This is a genomic window from Micromonospora sp. C28SCA-DRY-2 (assembly GCF_030519475.1).
Classification (GTDB): domain Bacteria; phylum Actinomycetota; class Actinomycetes; order Mycobacteriales; family Micromonosporaceae; genus Micromonospora.
Genome location: NZ_JAUMKD010000001.1, coordinates 1,673,743 through 1,693,747, shown reverse-complemented (window position 1 = coordinate 1,693,747; position 20,005 = coordinate 1,673,743). Strand labels below are relative to the sequence as shown.

The following is a 20,005-nucleotide window of genomic DNA, read 5'->3' as shown; positions in this document are numbered from 1 at the left end:
GTCAGGACTTCGCCCAGCGCAGGATCTCGCCGAGCACCACCTCCGGGGCCTCCACGTGCGGGAAGTGGCCCACGCCGTCGAGCAGCCGCCACTCGTAGGGCGCGACCACGTACCGGCCGGAGCCCTGGGCGGTGCGCGGCAGCGACGCCCGGTCGAGCGCGCCGTGCAGTTGCAGGGTCGGCGTGATCAGCGGCTTCTGCATCAGCCGGACGAACCGGTAGCCGTGCAGGCGCAGCACGGAGCGGAACGCCCAGCGGTAGCCCTCCAGCGCGCAGAAGGCGGCCTGCGGGATCCGCATCGCCTCCCGGCAGCGCTGCGCGTACGCCCCGAAGTGCGGGCCGGACACCCACCGCGGCCCACCCCAGCGGCGCAGCATCTCCTCGACCGCCGCCGCGCCGTCCCGGGTGAGCACGTGCTCGTAGCGGGGCAGCTGGAACTTCAGGGTGGGGGTGGACGCGGCGAACTGCCCGCGCGGGTCGGCGAAGATGGCGGCCCGCAGCCGCAGCGGGTGTGGCGCGCCGAGCACCACCAGTCGCCGGACCAGAGCGGGGTGGAAGGACGCCACGGTCCAGCCGATCAGGCCGCCCGCGCCGGTGCCGACCACGGTGGCGGAACGTTCGCCGAGCGCGCGGATCAACCCGGCGATGTCGGCGGCCAGCGTGTAGCCGTCGTACCCCCGGGGCGGCTTGTCGCTGGCGCCGTAGCCGCGCAGGTCGACCGCGACGGCGCGGAAGCCGGCGTCGGCGACCGCCGGGAGCATCTCGTGCCAGGCCCACCAGTGCTCGGGGAAGCCGTGCAGGAACAGCACCATCGGCCCGGCACCGGCCTCGACGACGTGGAAGCGGCTGCCGTTGGCGCCGACGAACCGGTGCGTCCACGGCCCCTCGGTGAGGACGCAGGACTCGTCGACGGGCCCGTCGTGCTGCTCGGTCATGGCAGACAGCCTAGGACCCCGGTGCCGGAGGGCCCGTCCGCCGGCCCGGCTGGCCGTCGGATCGCTCGTTCCCGGTCAGCCGACCGGGCTGATCGTGACGATGCTGGCCGGGGTGCCCGGGCCGCAGTCGACGGTCGGGTCGGCGGGGCCGATGGTCACCCGGACCCAGGTGCCGGTGGCGAAGTCGCCCTTGCCGGCGCCGTGCAGCGCGTACTCGCGGCCGTCGTCGGTGACCAGGCCGTAGCAGGGGCCCGCGCCGCCCCGAGTGATCCGGCCGGCCACGAGGTTCGCCTTGCGCAGGTCGGTGGGCTGGCTCGGCGGCGCGGTCGGCGGACCCATGGTGGGCAGGTCCGTCGTCGCGCGGGAGGGTCGGCCCGAGGGCGCCGCCGGGGTGGGCCCGGTGGACGGGGTGGCGGCCGTCGAGGCCGGGCCAGGGTCCGCCGGGGAGGCCGACGGCGTGGGTTCTGTGGGCACGGCACTCTCCTCCTGCGAGCCGGCGCAGCCGGCCAGGGCGAGGACGGTGGCCAGGCTGGCGACGGTGGTACGGATGGCACGACGCACGCCGATCGGACGTGCCGGCACGACGGAGGGTTCCCGCCACGGCGCCCCGGGAAACCGCCGCCGAGGTGCGCCCGCCGCCGCAGCGCTGCGGCCCCGGTGCGTCACCTGCGCCGGAGCGCTGCCGGGACCCCGGTGCCCGCTGCGCGGATCCGCCCCGGGGAAAAGGGCGATGCCCGGGCAGGTGGCCTGCCCGGGCATCGCGTGGTGGTGCGGGATCAGCGAATCAGGAGATCCGGATCTTGGTGTAGTTGCCGTTCTCCTCCAGCACGCGGATCTTGACACCGACGGCCGGGAGCTTGACGCCGTGGTTCGGCAGCTCCTCGTACCAGTACTTCTGGGTGTCGTCGAACAGCGGCTGCGCGGCCTGGCCACGGATGTACTGCGGCTGGCTGTTGAGGTGCAGCGTGAAGGAGTCCGCCTTCCGCAGCCCGAACGGCGCGTCGTAGACCTGGACGCGGGCCCGCCAGGGCTGCCCGGTCAGGTTGTAGATCGGCCGCGGGTGCGCGTCGATGTAGAGGTTCCGACCCTCACCCGGGTGCTCGAAGGTGTCGTTGTCCGCGTACCGGGTGTTCCAGTACGAGATCAGCAGACCCTCCTGGTACGCGTAGTGGTCCACCCAGTCCGGGCGGGTGTTCGCGTAGCCGAAGAAGTACGGACCGGTCTTCAGGTACTTGTCGTACGAGATGTAGTGCCGGGTGCCCGCGATGTAGAAGTTCTCGAACGCCTCGGTGTAGGTCTCCTCGGCGATCTGGAACTTGCCGGCGAACGTCCAACCCTCGGCACCGGTCTCGGCGCCGTCGGAGAGGACGGTCTGGCCGTCGGCGGTCACGGTGATGGCGTCACCGTAGAAGCCGCCCTCGGAGACACCGCCGTCGGTCTGGTAACGCAGCCGGAACTGCGCCGCCTTGCCGGCCGCCGCGTCGAGCGGGACGTTGATGTCCACCCACGCGCCGGCGCTGCTGCCGTCCAGGGCGAAGCGCCCGGGCGAGATCTCCGCGAACGGCTGGCCGTTGGCCGTACCGGGCAGCGGGGTCCAGGTCTCGCCGTTGTCGACCGACACCTCGAAGAACAGGTAGTCGTAGCCGGCCTCGATGTCGTAGCGGCCCTTCATCGACAGCGCCGCCGACGACTTGCCGGTGAGGTCCAGCGCCCGGGTCATGGTGCTGTTGAGGTCGTCCTCGTTACCCGAGAAGAACTGCTTGGTGCCCTCGAACGGCTTGCCGTTGTCGAACGTGTAGTCCCGCGGCGGGAGCACCACCACGACGGCCTGGGCCTCCTTGGAGGTGTACTCCTGCGGCCCGAGGGTCATGGTGCGCTTCTGCCCCGCGACGACGACCTCGTAGTCGAGCCAGCCGAGCTGGAGCTTGTTCCAGGCGCCCAGGTCGCCACCGCGCTCGCCGATGCCGCCGTCGTTCTTGCCGCCGAGGCGGCTCTGGGCCATCAACGTCCAGTGCTCGTTGTTGTTGTCGCCGCCGTTGATGTTGTTGTAGTCGTCCGGCAGGCCGAGGTCGTGGCCGTACTCGTGGTAGAAGACGCTCCGGCCACCGTTCTCCGGCTGGATGGTGTAGTCACCGATCCAGACGCCGGTGTTGCCGATCTGGGTGCCACCGGCCGGGAAGTTGACCGGGCCGGTCGAGCCCTGGTCGGAGATGTAGGCGTACCAGCGGTGGCTCCAGATGGCGTCCTCACCCTGGTACGGGTCACCGTCGGCCTCGTCGCCGCCGGAGTGGACGATCTGGAAGTGGTCGATGTAGCCGTCCGACTCGTTGAAGTTGCCGTCCGAGTCGTGGTCGTAGCGGTCCCACTGGTCCATCGCCTTGACTTCTTCGGCGATCTCGGCGTCGCTGCGACCGGCGGCCTTCTGGTCGGCGACCCACTGGTTGGCGGCGTCGCGGACCAGCGCCCAGGTGTTGGTGCAGACGTTGTCGGCGCACGGGTAGCCACCGGAGCGGCCGTACCGGGCCTCGTTGTAGCGGACCTTGACCCAGTCGGTGACCGTGCCCTCGACGCTGTAGCGGCCCGAGGACTGCGCCTCGTAGTACTGCTTCAGCGACTCGTCACCCGGGGCGGTGCCGAAGTAGAGCTTGCGGTAGTGGTCGGCGTTGTAGTCCGCCTGCCAGACGGTGGAGTTGTCCACCGCCCGGTTGGGGGCCGGGATCTCGTTGTGCAGCGGCCCGTCGAACCGGGTCGGACCCGGCGTGCCCGGGTCGGTGTCCTGGTCCGGGTAGTTCGGGTGCCGCTCGTTGCCGAACTCGGCCAGGATCACGAAGATCCGGTCGGTCTTCTCCCGGGAGAGCTCGACGTACTGGTCCTCGGTCTGGTCGGCGGAGCCGGCCCGGGCGGAGCGGGCGGTGGCCCCCTCGGCCTGGGTCTTGCCGACCTTGACCACCGTGCTGCCGTTGATCCGCTGAGACTTGGCCTTGCCGGCGAGGACCTTGCTCAGGCCCTCCTGGCGCAGGGCGCGGCGCTTGTCCTCGAGCGGGTTCGGCAGGTCGTGGTCGACATGGGCGGGCTCGGCAACCGACGGAGCGGCCGTCGGCAGCTTCGGCTGCGGCGCGGCGCTGGCCGACGTGGTGAACGCCAGCCCCGACGCTGTCAGCCCAAGCCCGAGCAGACCCACTGCGACTTTGCGCACGTGGTACCTCCGGTGTGAGGGAACCGGCCCTACGGGGGTACGGGCCGGTGGAAATCGATCCCACTAGTGGGACCAATGGTGAACATAGACACTGGTGGGACCGCTGGGAAGATGCGTGCGTCGATTTGTTGCAAGATTTTGTTGGGAACGCTCCTCACTGTCACATCCCGGACTTTCGCCGCCGGTGGTGAGCAGGATGGACGGACCGCGAAGGGTGTCAAGCGACGCCTTTCGATCATTTCGGTGGCGTACCCAAAAAAGTGGGGCCGGTGGCGTCGCCGCCACCGGCCCCACGGTTACCGCTGTCGTCAGTTGCTGACCCGGACCACCATGTCGTCGGTCGGGTTGGTGCCCTGCTGGATGATCTCGATGCGGGTGCCGCTACCGGCCACCTTCACCGAGTTCCACGGGTTGCCGCCGCTCCAGTACTTGTTCGGCCCGCTGTCGCTGAACACCGGGTTCGGGTCCAGCGCCGGGACGGTGACCGGCACGCCGTTGACGTGGAACGTCTGGGCCGGCTTGCCGAACTTGCTGAAGGTGGCGTCGTAACCGTTGCGCCGGTTGGTGATGCTGCCCTGGCCCACCTTGATCTGGCCCGGCCGCACGTCCACCGGGAGGTTCAGGCCGTAGCCCGGGTGCTCCGAGGTGTTGTTGTCGCCGTACGCGTAGTTGACGTACCAGACCAGCATGCCCGGGTGGTTGGCGAACCGCTCCACCCAGTTCGGCCGGGTGTTGTTGAACCCGTAGTTGTAGCCGCCGGTGCGCAGGGTGTCGTCGTACCCGTAGTAGCTGCGGTTCTCCGCGATGTAGAACCGCGGGTACGAGTCGGTGACCGAGCCGGTCATCCGGGTGAAGCCCTTCGCGGTCCACTCCGCGGCCAGCGTCTCGGCGTCGTCGGTCCAGACGGTGGCGCCGTTGGCGACCAGCGAGACGTTGTCCAGGAACGCGCCGGCGAGGTGCACGCCGCCGTCGGTCTGGTAGCGGTAGCGGAACAGCACGTTCTGCCCGGCGTACGCGGACAGGTCGTAGCCGAGGTCGACCCAGTTGCCGCTGGTCGAGCCGTCGACGCCGGTCTCCCCGGCGTCGATCGCCGAGTTGCTCAGCGGGGTCCAGCTGGACCCGCCGTTGGTGGACACCTCGGCGTAGAGGTAGTCGTAGTCCTCTTCGATGTCGTACCAGGCCTTCGCGGTGATCGACGCGGAGGTCGCACCGGTCAGGTCCAGCTGACGGGTCAGCGTGGTGTTCAGGTCGTCGGCGCTGCCGCCCCACCACTCGTACGACCCGCCGAACGGCGTGTTGTAGCTCGTGGTCTGGGTCTGCGCGGGCAGGTTGACCACGACCGCCTGGGCCTTCGGCCCGTCGCTGTCACCGGCCGGCCCGAGCGTCACCTGGGTGGTGCCGCTGTCCTCCTCGACCACCGAGTAGTTCAGCCAGCCGAGGTAGAGCTTCGACCACGGGTCCATGTAGCCCGGGGTCGACCCGATGTCGTCGGTGCCGTGGCTCAGCCACGAACCCGAGGCCATCAGGCTCCAGAAGCCCACGCCGTTGTCGCCACCGGCGGTGTCGTAGAGGTCCGGCAGACCGAGGTCGTGGCCGTACTCGTGGGCGAACACGCCCAGCCCGCCGTTCTCCGGCTCCGTGGTGTAGTCCCGGATCCAGATGCCGGTGTCGCCGATCTGCACGCCGCCGGCCTTGTTCTCGCCCGGACCGGCGCTGCCCGCGAGGTTCGGGAACGCGGCCCAGCGGTGCGACCAGATGGCGTCCTCGCCCTGGGCGCCGCCGCCGGCCTCCTCGCCCTCACCGGCGTGCACCGCCTGGAAGTGGTCGATGTAGCCGTCGGGCTCGTTGAAGTCACCGTCGCCGTCGAAGTCGTACCGGTCCCAGATGTCGAACTGGGTCAGGTACTGCTTGATCTCCGCGGTGGTCTTGCCGGCGGCGATCTGGGACTCGTACCAGGCGGTGGCGCTGTCCTTGACGAAGTTCCAGTAGCCGTCCGACTCGGGGATGGCGTTGCTGCCGTACCGGGCCTCGTTGTAGGGGACCTGCACCCACTCGGTGACGTCGCCGTTGACCGTGTAGCGGCCACCGGACTGCTTCAGGTAGAAGTCCCGCATCGACTCGCCCGGACCGTAGAACATGTCCAGGTAGTGGGCCCGGTCGAAGTTCGGCCGCCACAGGGTGCTGTTGTCGTCCGTGGCGTTGCCGTCCCAGTTCCGGTCCGGCTCGGCGATCTGGTTGGCCACCGGGCCGGCAGCTCCACCGGTCCGGGGGTCGATCTGGTCGCCGAAGTTGACCAGCATGGTGAAGATCGGGTCGGTCTTCGGCGCCTGCTGGTACTCCACGAACAGGTCGTCCTTGACCTGGATGACCTTGGAACCGTTGCGCGTCTGCAGCTTGGCCTTGCCGGAGAGCAGGTCGGCGATGGCCTGCTTCCGGACCTCCCGGTGCTGATCCGCCATCGGATCGGGGAGGTTGTCCTTGCCGTGCTTCGCCTTGTCGGAACCGGGGGTCGGGCCCGCGGCCGGAGCGCCGGAGGCCGGCGCCGACACGACTCCCGCCGCCAGCAGCGCGGCCGTGGCGGTGGCCAGGCCGGCTGTGACTCGTCTCCTCAAAGGTCCTCCTCCTTTGTGGATCTGTTACATGACGGGCGCGGCCGGGGCCGTGACTGTCATGTGATGCGCCACTCACCCTGACAGAGGAGTAGCCGGTTGTCACGGGTCAATTGGCGCCTCGGGCGACGATCCGCAGGCGACATGTCAGGAAAAATACGGGCTAAAGTGCGCGCTGTGACAGCGCGAGTTCACGTTACGGTTTGGACACGATCACTCGGAGTGAGAGTGGTTATGAGGTCCCATGAGGAGAGCGCCGCCGGTCGGGAAAGTGTCACAGCCGGCGACGCCGGACGGCCGGATCGGTGAGAACGAGCGAGGCCGGCGGCCGGAACGAGCGGAGGCCCGTCCGGAGCGTGTGCTCCGGACGGGCCCCCTGGTGCCCCGTCGCCGGGACCGTTCGGGTCAGCTCCCCGCCGGCGTGACGTACACGATGGCGTACGAGTTGTCCTTCGCGGCCTTCTTGATGACGATCGAGACGCCGTAGTTCACGCCCAGGTCACCCGGGTTGCCGGTGCCCAGCACGATGGCACCGCCGCCCAGGGTCTGGCCGTAGTACTCCGGCGCCGGAGTGCCGTCCGGGTGGGTCACCCGGGTGGTGTACCGCGCGTTGTCCCGCGACGGCAGCACCACCGAGGCGTCGCTGTCCCGGGCGTACGCCGCACCGTCGCGGATCTCGATGCCCGGGTACCAGCCCTTGGCGTCGGTGAAGCCCTTCACCGGCGGCTGCGACCCGAACGTCGTGCAGTACTCGCTGTACGGCTCGTCCGCCGCCTCCAGGCACTCCTTGAAGGGGTACGTCGGCTTGAGCGAGAACGCCGCGTTCGCCGACTGCGGACGGCTGGGCAGGTTGTCCAGCACCGACGGGTCCTTGACCGCCGCCTCGCCCGTCCGCCGGAACGGGTCGAAGTGCGAGTCGACGATCAGCAGACCGCCCTTGGCGCCGTAGCTGGGCAGGGCGGTCAACTGCGCGGTGACGTGGTTGACGTCGCCGAGCGCGGTGTCCCGGTACCAGACCAGCATGCCGGGCGCGTTGTACGCGATCTTGTCGACCTTCCAGGCGTCCCGCGAGTAGACCGTGTCGTAGGTGTACTTCAGGCCCTTGTCGAAGCCGTCGAAGTTGCGCCACTCGGCCAGGTAGTAGTGCGCCTGCACCGAGGTGCCGCCGTCGATCCGCCAGCCCGCGCCGGTGGTGTCGACGAAGGTGCCGCCGGTCGCGGTCCAGCCGTTGGCGCCGCCCTCGACGTCGTCGCTCCAGGTGGTGGCGCCGCCGCCGGTCACCGAGAAGTCGTCGGCGAACCAGCCCCGCTCCACGAACGCCTCGTCGGTGGCGTACCGCAGCCGCAGCTGGATGGTCTGCCCGGCGTACGCCGACAGGTCGACGTAGTCGTGCCGCCAGCCGTGGGTGTCACCGGTGAGGCCGTACTTCTTGTTGCCGAAGTCCACCATCCGGCCGTTCGGGTCGGCGTAGCCGTCGTCGGTGGTGACCAGCTTGCCGGTCGAGTCGTAGACCTTCTGCTCGGCCCAGGTGGCGCCGCCGTCGGTCGAGATCTCGACGAAGCCGTAGTCCCAGTCGGCCTCGATGACGAAGTTGTTCCACATCCAGAACTTCGCGTCGGCCGCCGCCGGGACCGCGACCTGGCGGGTGATCTTGACGTCCGCCCAGTCCTGGTCCGCGCCGGTGTACCACATGTTCGCGCCGCTGTGCGGCGTGGCCAGGGTGATCACCTTGTCCGGCAGGTCGATCTTGATGCCGTCCTGGGTGCCGACCGGGGTGCGCGAGGTCTGCCCGAGCTTGACGCTGCGCGGGTCGGTGCCGGGGGCCAGGGTGAGCGGGTCCGCCCAGCCGAGCACCCACTTGTCCCACAGACCCATGTGCGTCGGCAGCGCCTGGAAGACCTCGCCGGAGTGCGAGCCCGAGGCCATCAGGTCCCAGAAGTCCACGTCCGAGTCGGCGTTGCCGCTGGTGTCGTAGAGGTCCGGCAGACCCAGGTCGTGGCCGTACTCGTGGGCGAAGACGCCGACGCCGGCGTCCTCCGGCTGCACGATGTAGTTCGACACCTGGAGGTTGGTGCCGGGGATGGTGTAGCCGCCCGCGATCGAGGAGGAGTGCGCCCAGACCGCGTAGATGCCCTCGGCGCCGCCGCCACGCGACTTGCCCTGGCCGGCGTGCACCAGCACCAGGTGGTCGATCACGCCGTCCGGCTCGAAGAAGTTGCCGTCGCCGTCCCGGTCACCCTGGTCCTCGATGTCGTAGTCGGCCCACGGGAAGTTCGGGTCCATCGCGGCCAGCGCGTCGATCGCGTCGGTGGCCAGCCGGCCGGCGCCCTGCGGGTTGTCCGGGTGGCCGTTCATCGCCTGCTGGCGACCGGCGACCCAGTTGCCGTTCTCGTCCTGGAAGCAGCGCGACGCCGCGTACCAGCCCTCCGAGTGCGGCACGGTGATCCACGGGCTGGCCTGCCCGTCCACCGTGTACGCGCCCTTGGACATCTCCAGGTACATGTTGTGCATGGTGCGACCGCGCAGGTCGATGCCCGGCTTGCCGTCCGGACCCTTCAGGTCCTTGCGGACCCGCTCGGTGATGCCCGTCTTGGTGTAGAGCATCTTGTCGTAGTGCGCGGGCGAGAAGTCCGGCACCCAGAACGAGTTGTTGTCCTTGTGCGGCAGGGTCGCCGGGTTCGGGATGTTGTTGTGCTTCGGGCCGTTCTGCACGGTGCCCGGCACGCAGGTCCGGTCCTCGAACACGGTCCGCGGCACCATGACGTCGGTGAAGTCGTCGTTGGCCTGGTCGTTGAACTCCACCAGCAGGGTCAGCAGCTTCGCCGTCTGGGTGCTCGGCGCCTGCTTGATCTTGCGGGGGCTCTTCCCGGACTTGATCGACTTGGCCTCCAGCCGGGCCAGCTCCCGGGCGGTGACCGGGTTGCCCCGGGCGTACTTGCGGTCGAACGCCCGCGCCTCGTCGGCGGCCGAGGTGTAGATGCCTTCCTTGCCCTTGACCTCGCGGCCGGTGGTGTCCGGCTGCACCTCCGGCTCGGCATAGTTGATGTAGAACTCGTCGGCCCCGATCGTCGCCTTCGGCACGGCGGGCGTCTGGGCTGCCGCGCTACCCGTCACGGTCAGTGACGTGGCCGCGAGGGCGATGGCGGGTAGCGCGACGAGTAGGCGTCGACGCGGCCCGACTTGCGATTTTCTGTTCATGCCGCTCCATTTCTCGGGCATGGGAGGAGGGAGTCGGCCGGCCTCACTTACAGTGACGCACATCGAAACCGTCCGACGTGCGTGAACCTAAATCAGAACGGTTCCGAACGACAGGGGGCGACCGTCGCCTGTGTCCGTTCAGCTTCTCCGAACTCCCCCGACCGACCGATGTGACGCTGGTGGAGCGGTCCGGTTCGTACCCGTAAGAAGCGAGCGAGGGTGGCGGCCCGTCCGGACCGCCACCCTCGCCGGGGGTACGCCTGCCGTCAGTCCTCGTCGGACTTGCCGCCACCCATGCCGGAGGCGATCAGCTCCATCACCGAGGAGTCCTGGAGCGTGGTGACGTCGCCCAGCGACCGGTGCTCGGCGACGTCCCGGAGCAGCCGGCGCATGATCTTCCCGGAGCGGGTCTTGGGCAGCTCGGGCACCAGCATGATCTGCCGCGGCTTGGCGATCGGGCCGAGCGTCTTCGCCACGTGGTTGCGCAGGTCGGCGATGAGCTGCTCGCCGGCGTCGCCGGCGGTGTCGGTGCTGCCGCGCGGGATGGCGAACGCGACGATCGCCTGCCCGGTGGTCGGGTCGGTCGCGCCGACCACCGCCGCCTCGGCCACCGACGGGTGCGAGACCAGCGCCGACTCCACCTCGGTGGTGGAGATGTTGTGGCCGGACACCAGCATCACGTCGTCCACCCGGCCGAGCAGCCAGATGTGCCCGTCGTCGTCCTTCTTCGCCCCGTCCCCGGCGAAGTACATGCCCTCGAACCGCGACCAGTACGTCTCGATGAACCGGTTGTCGTCACCCCAGATGGTGCGCAGCATGGACGGCCACGGCTCGCGCAGCACCAGGTAACCGCCGCCGCCGTTGGGCACCGACTGGCCCTGGTCGTCCACCACGTCGGCGACGATGCCCGGCAGCGGCGTCATCGCGCTGCCCGGCTTGGCGGCGGTCACCCCGGGCAACGGGGAGATCATGATGGCCCCGGTCTCGGTCTGCCACCAGGTGTCCACGATGGGCAGCTCGCCCCGGCCGACGTGCTGCCGGTACCAGATCCACGCCTCCGGGTTGATCGGCTCGCCGACGCTGCCGAGCAGGCGCAGCGACGACAGGTCGAAGCCGGCGGGGATGTCCTCGCCCCACTTCATCATCGTGCGGATCAGCGTCGGCGCGGTGTAGAGGATGGTGACCCGGTACTTGTCGACGATCTCCCAGAACCGGCCCTTGTGCGGGGTGTCCGGGGTGCCCTCGTACATCACCTGGGTGGCGCCGTTGGAGAGCGGGCCGTAGACGATGTAGGAGTGGCCGGTCACCCAGCCGATGTCGGCGGTGCACCAGTAGACGTCGGTCTCCGGCTTCAGGTCGAAGACCGCGTGCGTGGTGTACGACGTCTGGGTCAGGTAGCCGCCCGTGGTGTGCAGGATGCCCTTCGGGCGGGCCGTGGTGCCGCTGGTGTAGAGGATGAAGAGCGGGTGCTCGGCGTCGAACGGCTGCGCGGCGTGCTCCGGCGAGGCGGTCTCCACCGTCTCGTGCCACCAGTGGTCCTTCTCGGACCAGGCCACGTCCTCACCGGTGCGGCGCACCACCAGCACGTGCTCCACCGACGGGCACTTCGCCACCGCCTCGTCGACAGTCGGCTTCAGCGCCGACGGCTTGCCCCGCCGGAAGCCGCCGTCGGCGGTGATCACCACCTTGGCGGTGGCGTCCTGGATCCGGTTGGTCAGCGCGTCGGCCGAGAAGCCGCCGAAGACCACGCTGTGGGTGGCGCCGATCCGGGCGCAGGCCAGCATCGCCACCGCCGCCTCCGGGACCATCGGCAGGTAGATCGCCACCCGGTCGCCGGCCGTGACGCCGAGGTCGGTCAGCGCGTTCGCCGCCTGGCAGGTGAGCTTGTGCAGCTCCGCGTAGGTGATGGTCCGGGTGTCGCCCGGCTCGCCCTCCCAGTGGATGGCGACCTTGTCGCCCCGGCCGGCCTCCACGTGCCGGTCCAGACAGTTGTACGCCACGTTGAGCTGGCCGCCGACGAACCACTTCGCGAACGGCGGGTTCGACCAGTCCAGCACCTGGTCCCACTGCTTCGCCCAGGTCAGCCGCCCGGCCTGGCGCTCCCAGAAGGCCAGCCGGTCCGCCTCCGCCTCGGCGTACGCCTCCGCCGTGACGTTGGCGGCGGCGGCGAGTTCGGCCGGCGGCGGGAACTGGCGCGTCTCGTTCAGCAGATTGGCCAATGCCTCGCTCATGCCGTGCTCCCTCGTCGCTCGGGTGACCTGCGTCTCGTTGCAGGAGAGGTTAGTCCGCACCGTGGGGCGGCGGCGACCGGTCACCGGCCGGATCGCGCCGAGCGGCCCGCGACGCGCGCCGGACGGCGCGGTGCCGGCCGCGCCGCCCGGTCCCGGCCGCGCCGGGTGCCGTGATCGGGACCGGTCACGGCGGCGCTTCGACGCGCTTCGCGGTGTCACCCGCCGAGCCGGAGGTCAGGCCGCTGTCGCCGACGGCTCCGCCGCTCCCGCCGGCCCGCTTGTCCGGCCGGTGACGGTCCGGATCGTGCCGGGTGGACCGCTGCTTCCGCCCGGCCTGCCGGGCCGGCGGACGTCCCGCCGGTGGTGGCCGGGATCACGCCGCCGGTCTGGCCCGGCCGCTGGGTACGCCGGTTCGCCCGGGCCCGGCGGTGGCGGTCGGGACCGGGTGCGGCCCGCGGTGTGCGCCGGTTCGCCCGGGCGGGCCGGTGGCCGGGATCGCGTTCCGGTCGGGTGCGGCCCGCGGCGGACGGCCGGGTCGCTAGCGTGACGGGGTGACCACCGACCCGCTCGCCCCGCTGCTGGAGCTCGCCGACATCGCCCCCGCCGTCGAGCGGGCCCGCGAGCGCTTCGACCAGGCGCTGCGGCACCGCGCACTGCGCCGGCACGGCGGCCAGGTCGCGGCCGAGGTCAGCCTCCGCTCCGCGGTGGCCAGCGCGGCCCTGGAGGGGTACGCCCACGACCGGGAGGCGGTCCGGGCGGGCACGGTGACCGAGCCGGTGCTGCAGGGGGCGCTGCGGGTGGCCGGGGCGCTGCCCGGGCTCAGTGAGCTCTGGCCCAAGGCGCCCCGGCAGGCGCTGGCCAAGCTGCACGTGCTCGCCGCCCGGGACGTGGTGGCCGAGGCCGAGCTGGGCCGCCCGGTGGCCGACCCGGTGGTGGCCACCCGGCTGGACGGGCTGGCCGGGCTGGTCGCCGGCGGCACGAAGGTCTCCCCGCTGGTGGTGGCCGCGGTGGTGCACGGCGAGCTGCTGAACCTGCGCCCGTTCGCCGGACCCTCCGGGCTGGTCGCCCGGGGGGCGGCCCGCCTGGTGCTGCTCTCCAGCGGTCTCGACCCGCGTGGCCTGCTCGCCGTCGACGTGGGCCACCACGAGCGGGAGCCGGAGTACGTCGGCTCGGCCGGTGCCTTCGCCACCGGCACCCCGGACGGGCTGCGCTCCTGGCTGCGGCACTACATGGCGGCCGTCGAGGTCGGCGCGGACCAGCTCACCGCCATCGGCGACGAGATCCTCGCCGCCGCCTGAGCGGGCCGGTCGTCCCCGACCGAGCGCGCTGGGTCTGGACGCTGGCTGGTCGTCCGCGCCGTCCTGCCGGGGCCGGTCAGGCGGCGGGGGCGGTGCGGGTGCGGCGGTGCCGGCCGTACCAGGCGATGCCGATGGCCACGCCGACCCCGACGCCGAGCGCCGCCGCGGCGACCGGCACGGCGGGGCGCTCGCGCAGCCGCCGACCCAGCGGGATCGGGTGCCGGAACTCCAGCACCGGCCAGGAGTTCTCCGCCGCCAGCTTGCGCAGCTGCCGGTCCGGGTTGACCGCCGTCGGGTGCCCGACGCACTCCAGCAGCGGACGGTCGCTGTACGAGTCGGAGTAGGCGTACGAGTCGGCGAGGTCGTAGCCGCGCGCGGTGGCCAGCTCGCTGACCGCGTCGACCTTGCTCGGCCCGGCCGCGTAGAACTCCACCTCGCCGCTGTAGCGCCCGTCCACCACGCCCATCCGGGTGGCGATCACGTCGGTGACCCCGAGCAGCGCGCCGATCGGCCGGACCATCTCCTCGCCGGAGGCGGAGACCAGCACGACGTCCCGGCCGGCCGCCTGGTGCTCCTCGATGAGGGCGGCGGCCTCGGCGTAGACGTACGGGTTGATCAGCTCGTGCAGTGTCTCCGCGACGATCTGGCGGACCTGTTCCACCGGCCAGCCCTTGCAGAGCGTGGCGAGGTAGTCCCTGGTCCGAGCCATGGTCTGCTCGTCGGTGCCGCCCAGCCGGAACATCAGCTGCGCGTACGCCGACTTGACCACGTCACGCCGGGTGATCAGGCCGTCCCGGTAGAACGGCCGACCGAACGCCAGGGCGCTCGACTTGGCGATGACTGTCTTGTCCAGATCGAAAAAAGCGGCACTTCGGCCCACGGCGCGAAAGTCTAGCCCGATGGTCTATGGTCGGCGGGTGCCCGGGGTTCCAATGCCCCCTGCGACCCACGGGCCGGCCCCACAACCTCCGCGCATCGTGACGGCGGTCACACTCTGCGAACAGGATTTCGCAGCGAGTGGAGGCGACACCACTCGACGTGAGCAGGTCCGCTCAGGCAGACTTGTCGGCACGACGAGAACTCATATCTCGGACAACGCCCAGACCCTCGGCGGTTGCACCCCCCGTGACCGCTGAGTGGGTTCGGCTCGACCCCCCCGGAGCCGAACCTCACGACGACCCCCGTCTCCCCCCGACGGGGGTCGTCCCTTTCCGGACAACGCAGCGTCGCAGGTCACGCCCCATCCTCCGCCCGGCGGGCAGGCTCTCGCCGGGCGGCTCGGCCGCCGAGTCGGCAGACCGTCAGCGGGGCCGAGGCGAAGGTATCCAGGATCCGAGCGGCATGGTCGGCCCCAGCGTGTATAACGATTCAGCGTCGTCGACGCCTGCGCGTACCCCATGACCCGCGGCACCGGGTCGACCGGGACGCCGCCGGCGACCAGCCGGGTGGCGCAGGCGCGTCCCGGATCGTGGAACGCCGCGCTGGCCAGAGCGCCGCGTGAACCGTCTCTCCGCGGAGTGCGGATAACAGGTGACGCTTTCCTACTCCGCGAGAGGCCCTGTGTGAGAGAACTCAGACCACCCCTGGACGCCGATGTCGGTGCGGTGACGGATGCAGTGATCATCGAGCGGTCGGTGCGGGACCCGGAGGCCTTCTCGGCGATCTTCGACCGGCACGCGCCGTACATCCACCGTTACCTGGCCCGGCGCCTCGGTGTGCCGGCTGCCGACGACCTCGTCGCGGAGACGTTCCTCGCCGCGTTCCGCGGCCGGGACCGTTTCGACACCACCCACCCGGACGCGCGGCCGTGGCTGTACGGGATCGCCACCAGGATCGTCGGCCAGCACCGGCGGAACGAGGAGCGCGAGTACCGGCTGCGGCAGGCGTACGTCCCCGCGACGAGCGAGGCGTCGCACGCCAACCGGGTCGCCGCCGTGGTGACGGCGCAATCACTACGCCGGCCCCTCCTGGAGGCGCTGGCCCGGCTCTCCGACGGGGATCGCGACGTGCTGCTGCTGATCGCCTGGGAGGAACTCAGGTACGAGGAGGTCGCCACCGCACTGTCGATCCCGGTCGGCACCGTGCGATCACGACTCAACCGAGCCCGCAGGCTGCTCCGTGAGCGGTTGGGCGGCACACCCGCCAGCACGATCGAGGAGGTACTGGGAAATGGATGAGATGCGACTGCTCCAGCAGTTCGGCGAGGAGACCGGTCTGCCGGCGGCCGAGCGGTTGGCGCCGGCCCGCAGCCGGCTGGCGACCGCCATGGCCGCGACGGTTGCCGGATCGTCCGCGCCCGCGGCGTCCACCGTACGCCCGATGCCTTCCCGCCCGCGGCGCACGCCCCGGCGGCTGGTGCTCAGCGGGGTGGCAGCGGTCGGTCTGGCGGCGGCGATCGCCTCGGCGCTGGTGCTCGTACCGGACCGGTTCGGTGGCAGCACGCCGCCCGCACAGGCCGATGCCACCCAGGTGCTGCGCAACGCGGCGGTCGCCGCGCTGCGGGTGCCCGACGTCGAGCCCCGGCCGGACCAGTTCGTCTACATCCGCTCCCAGGAGGGGAGTGAGCTGCGGGAGAGCTGGAGGTCGGTGGACGGGACGCGGGACGGTCTGATCGTCGAGACCGCTGCCGCCGGGCGTACGGAATGGGTCGTTCCCGGCTGCCGGAACGGGCGGGCGGTGCCGGTGAAGGGGAACACGGTGGTGCCGGGCGAGACCGAGCCGTGCACCCCGGAGCCCGCCTACCGCGCCGACCTGCCCACCGACGCCGCCGCGATGCGGGCCTTCCTGGCGAAGAATGCCAGCGGGGACCCGGGCGACGCCAATGCCCTCGGCAAGGACGTCCTCCACTACCTCAGCGACAGCTACCTGCGCCCCCGGGCCCGGGCCGCGCTCTACGAGGCCGCGGCGACGATGCCGGACCTGCAAGCCGTGCCGTCCGCCAAGGACGCCGCGGGCCGGCCGGGCATCGGCGTCACCTGGTCCTCGACGAACGGCCCGGGCGAAATCGTGCTCGTCTTCCACCCCGAGACCCACACCTTCCTCGGCGTGGGCGGCCCGGCCGGAGGGTCGGCCGTGTTGGCCGTCGCCATCGTCGACCGAGTCGGCCAGCCGGCCTGACGTCCGCTCCCAGCGGCCGGTCGCCGCGGGGCGTGCCGGGTCTCCGCGCCGCCCGGAGGCCCGGCACGCGCCCGAGCGGCATGGCCGAAGCCGAGAACCCGCCCCGCGAGCGGGATGCGAGCACCGATGACGCTCTTTCCGTGAGAGGCCCACCATGCGACTCCTGCGGCGGACGACTGCCGACGACAGCGCACTGACAGACGCCGACATCATCGCCTGGTCCGCGCTGGACTCCGAGATCTTCGGGACGATCATCGACCGGCACGCGCGGCGCATCCATCGTCGCCTGGCCCGACGCCTCGGTGTGCCGGCCGCGGACGAACTGGTCGCGGAGACGTTCCTCGCGGCGTTCCGGCTTCGGGGTCGGTTCGACGTCACCCGGTCCGACGCTCGGCCCTGGCTCGACGGGCTCGCCGCCGACCTGGCCGACCAGTACCGGATGGCGCGGGAGGGTTGATCGGGCTGGCCGGCCGGCGGGGTCGACGGGCGGCCGGCTGGTGCGGTGGCCGGGCACGGGCGGCTCTCGTCGGCGGCGAGCCCGCCCGCGCGGTGTCGGAGCAGCGCCCGCAGGACCGCCCGGTCGACGTGCGGGCGCCGGGCCACGAGCAGCAGCGCATAGCAGATCGACTGGTTCGGTGGGCGTTGTCCACAGGGCGTCGCGTCGTCCACAGGCGGCGGTACGCGGACGGCGGGCGGCGCGGAACGGGGAGCAGTGTCGGCGGTCAGCAACCCCCGCCGACCGTTGGAGGCCGCGATGCCGCCCCGTACCTCCGTCTCAGCGCACCGGCGCCTGCCGCTGGTCGTCACCTCGGACGGTGAACTCCTCGACGACCTGCTCCGACTCGCCGCGGCGGGCGACGTCGAGGTGGAACTCGCCGCCGACCCGGTGGCCGCCCGGACCCGCTGGCTGCCCGCGCCGCTGGTGCTGGTCGGCTGCGACCAGGCGCAACCCTGCCTGCGAGCGCGGCTGCCGCAGCGGCCCCGGCTGGTCCTGGTGGGCCGGTCCGGCGAACTCGACCCCGGTTGGCAGGTCGCCGAACTGATCGGCGCCGAGCACGTCGCCACCCTGCCCGCCGCCGAACCGTGGCTGGTCGACCGGTTCGCCGAGTGCGGCCCCGACCGGGCCGGCAACGGCGAGGCGCGGGTCACCGCGGTGCTGGGCGGGCGCGGCGGCGCCGGCGCCAGCATCCTCGCCGGTGGGCTCGCGGTCACCGCCGCCCGGGCCCGGCTGCGCACCCTGCTGGTCGACGCGGATCCGCTAGGGGGCGGGCTCGACCTGGTCCTCGGCTGGGAACAGCTGGAGGGGCTGCGCTGGCCGGCGCTCACCGACGCGGACGGCCGGGTGGACGCCCCGGCGCTGGTGCGGTCGTTGCCCAGCCGGGGCGACCTGGTGGTGCTCTCCTGGGATCGCGGGGATCTGCTCACCATCCCGGTGCCGGCGATGGCGGCCACCGTGGACGCCGCCCGGCGTGGTCGCGACTTCGTGGTCGTCGACCTTCCCCGCCACCTGGACGACGCGGCGGTGACCGCGCTCCAGGCGGCCGACCGGGTGTTCGTCGTGGTGCCCGCCGAACTGCGGGCCACCGCGGCCGCCGCCCGCGTGGTGTCCGCCGCCGCCGCGCACTGCGCCGACCTGTCGGTGATCGTCCGTGGCCCCGCCCCGGGTCGGCTGCGGGCGGCCGAGGTGGCGCGGGCGCTCGGGCTGCCGCTCGCCGGCACGCTGCGTCCGGAGCCCGGACTATGCCGAGGGTTGGAACGGGGTGAGGCGCCGGCGGCCAACGGCCGTGGCCCGCTGGCCGCGCTCTGCCAGCGGATCGTCGCCGACCTCACCGGCGTGCCCGTGCCGTGTGCGGCATGACCGGCCCGGCCGGCGGCGACGGTCTCGCCGCCCGGGTCCGGCAGCGGATCGCCGCCACGGCCGCCCCGGTCACCCCGGCGGCGATCGTCTCCGCCGTACGGGCCGAGCCGGGCGCCGCCGTCCTCGGCGACAACGCCGTGCTGCGGATGGCCGACCGGGTGCGCGACGACCTGGTCGGTGCCGGTCCGCTCGCCCCGCTGCTGGCCGATCCGGAGGTGACCGACGTGCTGGTCAACGGCACCCGGGTCTGGGTCGACCGGGGGCACGGCCTGCACCAGGTCGCGGTGCCGGTCGGCTCGGTCGACGACGTACGCCGGCTCGCGCAGCGGCTCACCGCGGGTGCCGGCCGGCGGCTGGACGACGGCTCCCCGTACGCGGACGCCCGGCTCGCCGACGGCACCCGGCTGCACGCGGTGCTGCCACCGGTGGCGACCGACGGGCCGTACCTGTCGTTGCGCACCTTCCGCCAGCGGCCGTTCACCCTCGACGAGCTGGTACGCCAGGGCACCGTGCCACGGCCGGTGGCGCCGGTGCTCGCCGCGCTCGTCGAGGCCCGGCTGGCGTACCTGGTCACCGGGGGCACCGGCTCGGGCAAGACCACCTTGCTCAACACGCTGCTCGGGCTGGTGCCCGCGACCGAGCGGATCGTGCTGGTGGAGGATGCCGCCGAGCTGCACCCGGTGCACCCGCACGTGGTGGGGCTCCAGGCCCGCACGGCCAACGTGGAGGGCTCCGGTGCGGTCGGGCTGACCGACCTGGTCCGGCAGGCACTGCGGATGCGGCCGGACCGGCTGGTCGTCGGTGAGTGCCGGGGCGCTGAGGTCGTCGACCTCCTCGCCGCCCTGAACACCGGCCACGACGGCGGGGCCGGGACGCTGCACGCCAACGCGCCGTCGGACGTACCAGCCCGGCTGGAGGCCCTCGGCCTGCTCGGCGGCCTGCCCCGCGCCGCGCTGCACGCCCAGGTGGCCGCCGCGCTCCAGGTGGTGCTCCAGGTCCGGCGCAGGTCCGGCCAGCGGGTGCTGGAGTCGATCTGCCTGTTGCTCCCCGAGGGCCCGGAACGGCTGGTCACCGCGGTTCCCGCCTGGGTACGCGGACGCGGGCTCGGCCTGGCCGCCCGGCCGCTCGGGGCACTGCTGCGGGAACGCGACGTCGCGCTGCCGCCGATCCTCTGCGAGCCCTGGCCCGGATCGGCGGGACCGGCATGAGCGCCGGCTACTGGGCGGCGCTGCTGGCACTGCTGGCCACCGTTGTTGTGGCGTCGGCCAGGCCGCTGTGGCGGGGTTACCGGCTCGGCCGTCGCGCCCTGACCGCCCCGGCTGGCCGGGCGGCCGGGTCCGACGACCCGTTGCTGGACTGGGTGGCGGAGCTGCGCGGCTCGGCCGGCGGGGTCGACGGCGACACCCGGGTGCGCCGTCAGGTGCCGGGGTTGCCCGCCCGGCACGTGGCCCGCCGAGGGGCGCTGGCCCGCCCGTCCGGCGCACTCGCCTCGCTGTCCCCGCCGGCCGCCGGAGCGGCATCGGTGGCCGTGCGTCCGACCGGCTCACCGCGACCGCCAGGCCGC

13 protein-coding genes are annotated in these 20,005 nt (G+C 72.1%); 6 read left to right on the top strand and 7 right to left on the bottom strand.

Features of this window, described 5'->3' with window-relative positions; all coding sequences use genetic code 11:
• Position 1: 1 nt before the first annotated feature.
• The 6 genes from Q3W71_RS07970 to acs form a co-directional block, all read right to left on the bottom strand.
• Positions 2 to 934, bottom strand: a complete 933-nt coding sequence (locus Q3W71_RS07970; RefSeq protein ID WP_302918605.1) for an alpha/beta fold hydrolase — start codon at positions 932 to 934, stop codon at positions 2 to 4.
• A gap of 75 nt (positions 935 to 1,009) precedes the next feature.
• A complete protein-coding gene (locus Q3W71_RS07965) occupies positions 1,010 to 1,495 on the bottom strand; it encodes a hypothetical protein (protein ID WP_302918604.1) in 486 nt (161 codons plus the stop codon).
• Positions 1,496 to 1,718: 223 nt separating this feature from the next.
• Entirely contained in the window at positions 1,719 to 4,115 is a 2,397-nt protein-coding gene (locus Q3W71_RS07960) for an immune inhibitor A domain-containing protein (RefSeq protein WP_302918751.1), read from the bottom strand.
• 323 nt (positions 4,116 to 4,438) lie between these two features.
• Entirely contained in the window at positions 4,439 to 6,742 is a 2,304-nt protein-coding gene (locus tag Q3W71_RS07955) for an immune inhibitor A domain-containing protein (protein ID WP_302918603.1), read from the bottom strand.
• 402 nt (positions 6,743 to 7,144) lie between these two features.
• Complete coding sequence (locus Q3W71_RS07950; protein ID WP_302918602.1) at positions 7,145 to 9,820, bottom strand: immune inhibitor A domain-containing protein; 2,676 nt, start codon at positions 9,818 to 9,820, stop codon at positions 7,145 to 7,147.
• A 383-nt stretch (positions 9,821 to 10,203) separates the two neighbouring features.
• Positions 10,204 to 12,168, bottom strand: a complete 1,965-nt coding sequence (gene acs, locus Q3W71_RS07945) for an acetate--CoA ligase (RefSeq protein WP_302918601.1) — start codon at positions 12,166 to 12,168, stop codon at positions 10,204 to 10,206.
• 551 nt (positions 12,169 to 12,719) lie between these two features.
• Here acs and Q3W71_RS07940 point away from each other — a divergent pair.
• Positions 12,720 to 13,466 (top strand): oxidoreductase, encoded by a 747-nt coding sequence (locus tag Q3W71_RS07940; protein WP_302918600.1) that lies wholly within the window; start codon positions 12,720 to 12,722, stop codon positions 13,464 to 13,466.
• Positions 13,467 to 13,542: 76 nt separating this feature from the next.
• Here the strand turns inward: Q3W71_RS07940 and Q3W71_RS07935 are convergent, their stop codons facing one another.
• Positions 13,543 to 14,346: an HAD family phosphatase gene (locus Q3W71_RS07935; protein WP_302918599.1), complete on the bottom strand. Its 804-nt coding sequence runs from the start codon at positions 14,344 to 14,346 to the stop codon at positions 13,543 to 13,545.
• Between the two features lie 682 nt (positions 14,347 to 15,028).
• Here Q3W71_RS07935 and Q3W71_RS07930 point away from each other — a divergent pair.
• From Q3W71_RS07930 to Q3W71_RS07910, 5 genes are all read left to right on the top strand, one after another.
• Complete coding sequence (locus tag Q3W71_RS07930; RefSeq protein WP_302918598.1) at positions 15,029 to 15,643, top strand: RNA polymerase sigma factor; 615 nt, start codon at positions 15,029 to 15,031, stop codon at positions 15,641 to 15,643.
• Positions 15,636 to 16,583, top strand: a complete 948-nt coding sequence (locus Q3W71_RS07925; RefSeq protein WP_302918597.1) for a CU044_5270 family protein — start codon at positions 15,636 to 15,638, stop codon at positions 16,581 to 16,583. The genes Q3W71_RS07930 and Q3W71_RS07925 overlap by 8 nt, the downstream gene beginning before the upstream one ends.
• Positions 16,584 to 16,737: 154 nt before the next feature.
• Entirely contained in the window at positions 16,738 to 17,040 is a 303-nt protein-coding gene (locus Q3W71_RS07920; RefSeq protein WP_302918596.1) for a sigma factor, read from the top strand.
• Positions 17,041 to 17,337: 297 nt separating this feature from the next.
• Positions 17,338 to 18,441: a septum site-determining protein Ssd gene (ssd, locus tag Q3W71_RS07915; RefSeq protein ID WP_302918595.1), complete on the top strand. Its 1,104-nt coding sequence runs from the start codon at positions 17,338 to 17,340 to the stop codon at positions 18,439 to 18,441.
• A complete protein-coding gene (locus Q3W71_RS07910) occupies positions 18,438 to 19,649 on the top strand; it encodes a TadA family conjugal transfer-associated ATPase (protein WP_302918594.1) in 1,212 nt (403 codons plus the stop codon). The genes ssd and Q3W71_RS07910 overlap by 4 nt, the downstream gene beginning before the upstream one ends.
• Positions 19,650 to 20,005 lie beyond the last annotated feature (356 nt).